Here is a 7847-nt window from a genome sequence, read left to right as displayed (position 1 = left end):
CCCGGCGCCGCCCCCCCCCCGGGGGTCGTGGCCGCGGCGGCGAGCCCCTCGACGTGAGGACGCCACGGCCCGGCGCGGGGGCGCGTCCTTGGCGGGGGCGTACGTCGCCGCGCGGGGTCCGGCGGACGGGCGCGGCCCGGGCGACAGGTCCGGGCACGCGCACGGAGGCCTGAGCGGGCGCCCGGACGGTCACTGACCGGACCGGGGTACGAGAACGGCGTGGGGGCGCGGGACCCAAGGTGGTGAGGGGCCCCCGGGGGGGCGGCGGGGGCGCCCGTCTGCACCTCCGCGGCCGGGTTAAGCTCGTGGGGGGGGGCCCTAAACACCTTGGGGCCCCCCGCCCCCACGGTCGTACAGGTGGCGGGACGGCGTCAGCTCTGCGCCGCGGAGTCGCCCTCGGGCGCCGGCGTCGCGGAGTCCGCGGGCTGCGGGTCCTGCCCGGAGCCGGCGCGCTCGCGCATGCGGCGCAGCAGTTCCTGCTTCTTCTCGTCCGCCGTCCTGCGGTCGGCGTTGCGCGCGGTGCCCGCGCCCTGCTGATCGGCGCGGGACAGCTTCTTGCGCTGTCCGCCCACACCGAGAAGGTTGTTGCGGCTCTTGGCCACGGGGCTCTCCCATTCGTGGTGAGACGTCATGAGACGTGAGGTCGTGAGCGACCTGGAATCGATCCGGTGAGCGGCGGGGTGGTCGGTTCCCGCCGCGCTCTCACTCGTAGATCTGGAAGAAGGAGGACATGCGGGAACCGTACCCGGACGGACCGGGCGTGGCACGCGCTTTTCGACCCGTCCGGGTGAAGCATCACAGAAATGGACTGACAGATATTGAAATCTGTCATCCGTCATGCCATGGTGATGGCACAGTCCGTTCCCCTTCTCGTCAAGCGCACATTCCTCTCCTCCATCACGGGAGTCCTCATGATCGCCACCCGCACCCTCGGCTCCACCGGCCCGCAGGTCTCCGCTCTGGGCCTCGGCTGCATGGGCATGTCCGCCCTGTACGGCGAGAGCGACCGCACCGAGTCGATCGCCACCGTCCACGCCGCGCTCGACGCGGGCATCACCTTGCTGGACACCGGCGATTTCTACGGCATGGGACACAACGAACTACTGATCAACGAGGCGCTGCGCACCGCCCCGAGCGCCGCTCGTGAACAAGCCCTGACCAGCGTGAAGTTCGGAGCGCTGCGCACGGTCGAAGGAGCGTTCACGGGGTACGACGGCCGTCCCGCCGCCGTGAAGAACTTCGCCGCGTACTCGCTCCAGCGGCTCGGCACCGACCACATCGACATCTACCGGATCGCCCGCGTCGATCCCGATGTCCCGATCGAGGAGACCATCGGCGCCATCGCCGAGCTGGTCGAGGCCGGCCATGTCCGCCACATCGGCCTGTCCGAGGTCGGCGCGGACACGATCCGGCGCGCGGCGGGTGTGGCCCCGATCTCCGATCTGCAGATCGAGTACTCACTGATCTCCCGCTCCGTGGAGGACGCCATCCTGCCGGTCTGCCGCGAGCTGGGCATCGCCGTCACGGCGTACGGTGTGCTCTCGCGCGGCCTGATCAGCGGACACTTCAGCCGTGACCGCGAGCTGGCCCCGGGCGACTTCCGCGCCATGAGCCCCCGCTTCCAGGGCGGAAATCTCCAGCACAACCTGGACCTGGTCGACGCCCTGCGCAAGATCGCCGAGCAGAAGAGCGTCTCGGTCGCCCAGATCGCCATCGCCTGGGTGCTCGGCCGGGGCGAGGACATCGTGCCGCTCGTCGGCGCCCGCAGCCGCGACCGGCTCTCCGAGGCCCTCGGCGCTCTGGACGTCACACTGGACGCCGCCGACCTCGCGGCGATCGAGGAGGCCGTCCCGGCAGGCGCGGCCGCCGGTTCGCGCTACCCGGAGAGTCAGATGGCCCACCTCGACAGCGAGCGCTGAGCTCCGGGTACCGTCGCAGGGCGCAGCCCCCCGCCGGGCAGCTCCCCGAACGGTGGCCTCCGAAAGGCAGCACAGACAATGACGCCAGCCGACCCGCTGACCCCAGAGCGCATTCTCGAAGCCACCGAGGACGTGCTGCGCCGCTACGGCCCCGCCAAGGCCACGGTGGTCGACGTCGCACGTGCGCTCGGCGTCAGCCACGGCAGTGTCTACCGCCACTTCCGTACGAAGGCGGCGCTGCGCGAGGCGGTGACCGATCGCTGGCTGACCCGGACCGAGGCGGCCCTCACGGAGATCATCGATGCGTCGGCGGAGCCCGCTCCGGCGAAGCTGCGCCACTGGCTGGCCACACTGTTCGAGGCCAAGCGGCACAAGGCGGGTGGCGACCCCGAACTGTTCGCCACCTACAGCGTGCTGATGGGGGAGAGCACCGTCGTCGAGGCCCACATCCGCAGACTGGTCGGCCAGCTGCGGGACATCGTCGAAGAGGGTGTGCGCGGCGGGGAGTTCGCGGTGGACGATCCGACGGTCGCCGCACAGGCGGTCTTCGACGCGACGGCGCGCTTCCACGACCCGGCATACGCCGCCGAGTGGCACAACCCCACCATCGGCGCCGAGTTCGACGCAGTGTCGGACCTGCTGCTGCGCGGCCTGCGCGCCTGACGGCCCCGCGCACTGGCCGCTCCCGCCGGACGGCGGTCAGCAGCCGTCGCAACGCCCGACGACCGCCGATCGGCCGTCGGGTCCCGGTAGTCGGGCTCGGACCGTGGGGCTCAGGCCGGTGAGCTCGGGCCGCCGGGCCGGCGGGCCCGGGGCCGCCGCGCTCAGGCCGTCGGGTCGATCGTTGCCTGGTGGGCCTCGGCGAGGTGTTCCTCCGCCTTGAGCCAGGGCAGGAACTGCACGCCCCTGCGCCATGCGCAGGTGTCGCAGCTCAGCTGCCGCTGCATCCCCGACTTCCTTACGTGGACGACATGTTCACGACCGTGCTGATCCCATCGGCTGACCTTGCTCGTGGTCATGGACGGCATCCGGGCCTCCTGTCGACGCGTGGTGCCCAGTGTGCACGAAGCCCCCGGTTCCGTGCGGGGAACCGGGGGCTTCGCGGTGGAACCGTGATGCGTCAGCAGCCGAGCAGCCGGGCGCCGAGGTACGCCTGGATCTGGTCGAGCGAGACGCGCTCCTGCTTCATGGTGTCGCGCTCGCGCACCGTCACCGCGTTGTCGTCGAGGGTGTCGAAGTCGACGGTGACGCAGAACGGCGTGCCGATCTCGTCCTGACGACGGTAGCGGCGGCCGATGGCACCCGCGTCGTCGAACTCGATGTTCCAGTTCTTCCGCAGGTCGGTGGCGAGGCCCTTGGCCTTGGGCGACAGCTGCGGGTTACGGGAGAGCGGCAGCACCGCGACCTTGACCGGCGCCAGGCGCGGGTCGAGGCGCATCACGGTGCGCTTCTCCATGACGCCCTTGGCGTTCGGCGCCTCGTCCTCGATGTAGGCGTCGAGGAGGAAGGCGAGCATCGAACGGCCGACACCGGCCGCCGGCTCGATGACGTACGGGGTCCAGCGCTCGCCGGCGTCCTGGTCGAAGTACGACAGGTCCGTGCCGGACGCGGCGGAGTGGGCCTTGAGGTCGTAGTCCGTGCGGTTGGCGACACCCTCCAGCTCGCCCCACTCGCTGCCGCCGAAGCGGAAGCGGTACTCGATGTCAGCGGTGCGCTTGGAGTAGTGGGAGAGCTTCTCCTTCGGGTGCTCGAACCACCGCATGTTCTCCTCGCGCAGGCCCAGGTCCGTGTACCAGTTCCAGCGCTGCTCCATCCAGTACTCCTGCCACTGCTCGTCCTCGCCCGGCTTGACGAAGAACTCCATCTCCATCTGCTCGAACTCGCGGGTGCGGAAGATGAAGTTGCCCGGAGTGATCTCGTTCCGGAAGGACTTGCCCATCTGCGCGATGCCGAACGGCGGCTTCTTGCGCGAGGTCTGCTGCACCTGACCGAAGTTGGTGAAGATGCCCTGCGCGGTCTCGGGGCGCAGGTAGGCGACCGAGCCGGAGTCCTGGGTCGGGCCGAGGTGCGTGGAGAGCAGGCCCGAGAACTGCTTGGGCTCGGTGAAGGTGCCCTTGTTGCCGCAGTTCGGGCAGTTGAGGTCGGCGAGGCCGTTCACGGGCGGCTTGCCGTGCTTCTCCTCGTACGCCTCCTCCAGGTGGTCGGCGCGGAAGCGCTTGTGGCAGGAGGTGCACTCGGTCAGCGGGTCGGTGAACGTGGCGACGTGACCGGAGGCAACCCACACCTCGGGGGCCAGGATGACCGACGAGTCGAGACCGACCACGTCCTCGCGCGAAGTGACCATGTAGCGCCACCACTGGCGCTTGAGGTTCTCCTTCATCTCCACGCCCAGCGGCCCGTAGTCCCAGGCGGCCTTCTGGCCACCGTAGATCTCACTGCAGGGGTAGACGAAGCCACGGCGCTTGCTCAGGCTGACGATGGAGTCGATCTTGTCGGCGGCCACGGTGCTCTCTTCATTACGAGACGACGAACGGCGAATGCTTCAGATTACCGGCGGGCACGCCCTCCGGATCAAATCGGTGTGCGGACAGCTCACCCACTGGGCGCCCGAGCGGGCTTGTTGACAATCGTTTCCACTTTTGTTGAAAATGACTGTCATGAACGTACGCCGCCTCATACCGACCGCCGTAGTCGCCGGAACGGTCGCCCTCGGGCTCACCGCCCTCTCCGCCTGCTCCGCGCCGGACGCCGCCGACGGCAGGTCGGACGGGAGGCTGAACGTGGTGGCGTCGTTCTATCCGATGCAGTTCCTGGCCGAGCAGATCGGCGGGAACCACGTGTCGGTCACCACACTGACCAAGCCGGGCGTCGAGCCGCACGACCTGGAGCTCAGCCCGCGCCAGATCGTCGGGCTCGGCGACGCCGGCCTCGTCCTCTACCTCAAGGGTATCCAGCCCGCCGTCGACGACGCGATCAAGCAGTCCGGGGCGACCCACACCGTCGACGCGGCGAAGCTGACCACGCTGGAGGACCACGGCACCGAGGCCGGCGGCGAAGAGTCCGGCCACGCGCACCGGGGCGAGGGCGCCGGGGCCGACCCGCACATCTGGCTGGACCCGGTGAAGTACGCCGAGGTCGCCGAGGGAGTCGGCAAGTCCCTGGAGAAGACCGACCCCGGACACGCCGCGGACTACCGCAGGAACACGGACACCCTGGTCAAGAAGCTCGACGCGCTGGACACGGCGTACGAGACGGGCCTGCGGTCCACCGCCACCCGGACCTTCATCACCACCCACTCCGCGTTCGGCTACCTCGCCGAGCGCTACGGCCTGGTCCAGGAGGGCATCGCCGGCATCGACCCCGAGGCCGAACCGAGCCCCGCCCGTATCCAGGAGATCCACGACGTCGCGAAGAAGAACAAGGTCACCACGGTCTTCTTCGAGACCCTCGCCAGCGACAGGACCGCGAAGACGGTCGCCGGGGACACCGGCCTGAGGACCGACGTCCTCGACCCGCTGGAGGGAATCACCGGCAAGTCCAAGGGCGCTGACTACATCGAGGTCATGCGGTCCAACCTCGCCGCCCTCCAGAAGGCGCTGGGCGCGAAGTGATCCAGGCAACACCCGCCACAGCACCATCGGAGGCGCTCATGCCCGAGCCCGAGAGCATCAAGCCCGACCCCGTGATAAGCCTGCGCGGGGCCACGGCCACGCTCGGCGCGCGCCCCGTGCTGCGCGGCATCGACCTGACCGTGCACCGTGGCGAGGTCGCCGCCCTGCTCGGCGCCAACGGTTCCGGCAAGTCGACCGCCGTGCGGTCCGTCATCGGACAGGTCCCGCTCACCGGCGGCTCGGTCGAGCTCTTCGGCACCCCCCTGCGGCGCTTCCGCAGCTGGGCGCGGATCGGCTACGTACCGCAGCGCACCACGGCGGCCGGCGGAGTCCCGGCCACGATCCGCGAGGTCGTGTCCGCCGGGCGGCTGTCCCGTACGAGACTGGGGGTGCTCCGCAAGGCGGACCGGGCCGCCGTCGACCGCGCGATCGCACTCGTCGGACTCGCGGACCGGTCCGGGGACTCGGTGAGCGCGCTCTCCGGCGGGCAGCACCAGCGCGTGCTCATCGCCCGGGCGCTCGCCGCCGAACCCGAGCTGCTGATCATGGACGAGCCGATGGCCGGCGTCGACCTGGCCAGCCAGGAGATCCTCGCCGACACCCTGCGCGAACAGGTCGCGGCCGGCACCACCGTGCTGCTCGTGCTGCACGAGCTGGGCCCGCTGGAGCCGCTCATCGACCGCGCGATCGTGCTCCGTGACGGCTGTGTGATGCACGACGGGCCGCCCCCCGAGGCAGTGGGCCAGCACGCGCTGCCCGGCCACGACCATGTACACCCCCACGCGGCCTCCGAGCCGGTCCGGACGGGACTGCTGAGCTGATCATGGAAATGCTGAACTATCCCCTCATGCAGCGGGCCCTGCTCGCCGCCGTACTGGTCGGCGTCATCGCCCCCGCCGTCGGCATCTACCTGGTGCAGCGCCGCCAGGCCCTGATGGGCGACGGCATCGGCCACATCGCGATGACCGGTGTCGGCCTCGGCTTCCTCCTCTCCACCAGCCCGGTATGGATGGCCACGGCGGTCGCGGTCGCCGGCTCGATCATCATGGAACTGGTCCGGTGGTACGGACGCACCCGCGGCGACATCGCGCTGGCCATGCTCTTCTACGGCGGCATGGCGGGCGGCGTGCTGCTGATCAACCTCTCCGGCACCGGCTCCAACGCCAACCTCACCTCGTACCTCTTCGGCTCGCTCTCCACGGTCTCGCCCGAGGACATCACCGCGATCTGCCTGCTCGCCGGGTTCGTGCTGCTGGTGACGGTGGGGCTGCGGCGGCAGCTGTTCGCGGTCAGCCAGGACGAGGAATTCGCGCGGGTCACCGGGCTGCCGGTGCGCGCGCTGAACCTGCTGATCGCGGTCACGGCGGCGGTGACCGTCACCGTCGCGATGCGGGTCGTCGGTCTGCTCCTGGTCAGCGCGCTGATGGTGGTGCCGGTCGCCGCCGCCCAGCAGATCTCGAAGTCCTTCCGGGCGACATTCGTGCTGTCCGTCGTCATCGGCACGGCGGTGACCCTGGCCGGCACCGTCACCTCCTACTACCAGGACGTACCGCCCGGCGCGACCATCGTGCTGCTGGCCATCGCCGTCTTCGTCGCCCTGACCGCGCTCGCCACCCCGCTGGCCAGGAGGCGCGCCCGCAGGAGCGAAGCCGCCTCGGCGGAGTGCACCCTGGAAGGAAGGACTCCGGAAGTCCCGGCCGCACGGCCGGCCACGGACGGCGTCCAGGTGTGACCCCGGCGCGGGAACGGGCTGGCACAATGGCCCGACATCTGTACGGGCGACACGAGGAGGCACCTGTGGCGACGGCGCCGATCAGTGGAACGAACGCAGCTCCGGTACGCGGCCGGTCGACCCGGCAGCGGGCCGCGGTGGCGGCGGCGCTCGACGAGGTGGACGAGTTCCGCAGCGCCCAGGAACTGCACGACGTACTCAGGCACCGCGGTGACTCGGTCGGGCTGACCACCGTCTACCGCACCCTGCAGTCCCTCGCCGACGCGGGCGAGGTCGACGTCCTGCGCACCACGGACGGCGAGTCCGTGTACCGGCGCTGCTCGACCGGGGAACACCACCACCATCTGGTGTGCCGGGTCTGCGGCAAGGCCGTCGAGGTCGAGGGCCCCGCGGTCGAGCAGTGGGCGGAGACGATCGCTTCGCAGCACGGCTTCGTGAATGTGGCCCACACCGTGGAGGTCTTCGGTACGTGTGCGGAGTGCGCGACGGCCGCTGGGTGACCCTCCGGGGGCTCCGTCCCGGGCCGTCGGCCGGTCTCGGGGGGGCCCCCCCCGGGGGGGGGTGGCGACGACCGACGGGTCGAGG

9 protein-coding genes are annotated in these 7847 nt (G+C 70.5%); 6 read left to right on the top strand and 3 right to left on the bottom strand.

Annotated features, from left to right (window positions below; translation table 11 throughout):
- Positions 1–371 precede the first annotated feature (371 nt).
- A complete protein-coding gene (locus ACFVXE_RS07860; RefSeq protein ID WP_389670327.1) occupies positions 372–602 on the bottom strand; it encodes a DUF6243 family protein in 231 nt (76 codons plus the stop codon).
- A gap of 309 nt (positions 603–911) precedes the next feature.
- Between ACFVXE_RS07860 and ACFVXE_RS07855 the strand changes: the two genes are divergently transcribed.
- Positions 912–1919: an aldo/keto reductase gene (locus tag ACFVXE_RS07855; protein WP_389670326.1), complete on the top strand. Its 1008-nt coding sequence runs from the start codon at positions 912–914 to the stop codon at positions 1917–1919.
- Positions 1920–1997: 78 nt separating this feature from the next.
- Complete coding sequence (locus ACFVXE_RS07850) at positions 1998–2582, top strand: TetR family transcriptional regulator (protein ID WP_389670135.1); 585 nt, start codon at positions 1998–2000, stop codon at positions 2580–2582.
- Positions 2583–2743: 161 nt separating this feature from the next.
- Here ACFVXE_RS07850 and ACFVXE_RS07845 read toward each other — a convergent pair whose 3' ends face one another.
- Positions 2744–2947 carry a hypothetical protein gene (locus ACFVXE_RS07845; protein ID WP_389670134.1) on the bottom strand — a complete coding sequence of 68 codons (204 nt, stop codon included), beginning with the start codon at positions 2945–2947 and terminating at the stop codon, positions 2744–2746.
- Between the two features lie 92 nt (positions 2948–3039).
- Positions 3040–4422 (bottom strand): glycine--tRNA ligase, encoded by a 1383-nt coding sequence (locus ACFVXE_RS07840; RefSeq protein ID WP_389670133.1) that lies wholly within the window; start codon positions 4420–4422, stop codon positions 3040–3042.
- 154 nt (positions 4423–4576) lie between these two features.
- Here ACFVXE_RS07840 and ACFVXE_RS07835 point away from each other — a divergent pair, with 154 nt between their 5' ends.
- The 4 genes from ACFVXE_RS07835 (at position 4577) to ACFVXE_RS07820 (ending at position 7762) form a co-directional block, all read left to right on the top strand.
- A complete protein-coding gene (locus tag ACFVXE_RS07835) occupies positions 4577–5530 on the top strand; it encodes a metal ABC transporter substrate-binding protein (protein ID WP_389670132.1) in 954 nt (317 codons plus the stop codon).
- A gap of 38 nt (positions 5531–5568) precedes the next feature.
- Positions 5569–6351 carry a metal ABC transporter ATP-binding protein gene (locus ACFVXE_RS07830; protein WP_389670131.1) on the top strand — a complete coding sequence of 261 codons (783 nt, stop codon included), beginning with the start codon at positions 5569–5571 and terminating at the stop codon, positions 6349–6351.
- Between the two features lie 2 nt (positions 6352–6353).
- Positions 6354–7262, top strand: a complete 909-nt coding sequence (locus ACFVXE_RS07825) for a metal ABC transporter permease (RefSeq protein ID WP_389670130.1) — start codon at positions 6354–6356, stop codon at positions 7260–7262.
- Between the two features lie 65 nt (positions 7263–7327).
- On the top strand, positions 7328–7762 hold the full coding sequence (locus tag ACFVXE_RS07820) for a Fur family transcriptional regulator (RefSeq protein ID WP_389670129.1): 435 nt from the start codon (positions 7328–7330) through the stop codon (positions 7760–7762).
- The last annotated feature ends 85 nt before the right edge of the window (positions 7763–7847 follow it).

Source organism: Streptomyces sp. NPDC058231 (assembly GCF_042882275.1).
Classification (GTDB): domain Bacteria; phylum Actinomycetota; class Actinomycetes; order Streptomycetales; family Streptomycetaceae; genus Streptomyces.
Note: the sequence above shows the minus strand (reverse complement) of the source record. Positions and strands in the feature narration are given on the sequence as shown.

Coding starts and splice junctions, on each gene's coding strand:
- ACFVXE_RS07855 (WP_389670326.1), top strand. CDS start 912: ATGATCGCCACCCGCACCCTCGGCTCCACCGGCCCGCAGGTCTCCGCT.
- ACFVXE_RS07850 (WP_389670135.1), top strand. CDS start 1,998: ATGACGCCAGCCGACCCGCTGACCCCAGAGCGCATTCTCGAAGCCACC.
- ACFVXE_RS07845 (WP_389670134.1), bottom strand. CDS start 2,947: ATGCCGTCCATGACCACGAGCAAGGTCAGCCGATGGGATCAGCACGGT.
- ACFVXE_RS07835 (WP_389670132.1), top strand. CDS start 4,577: ATGAACGTACGCCGCCTCATACCGACCGCCGTAGTCGCCGGAACGGTC.
- ACFVXE_RS07830 (WP_389670131.1), top strand. CDS start 5,569: ATGCCCGAGCCCGAGAGCATCAAGCCCGACCCCGTGATAAGCCTGCGC.
- ACFVXE_RS07825 (WP_389670130.1), top strand. CDS start 6,354: ATGGAAATGCTGAACTATCCCCTCATGCAGCGGGCCCTGCTCGCCGCC.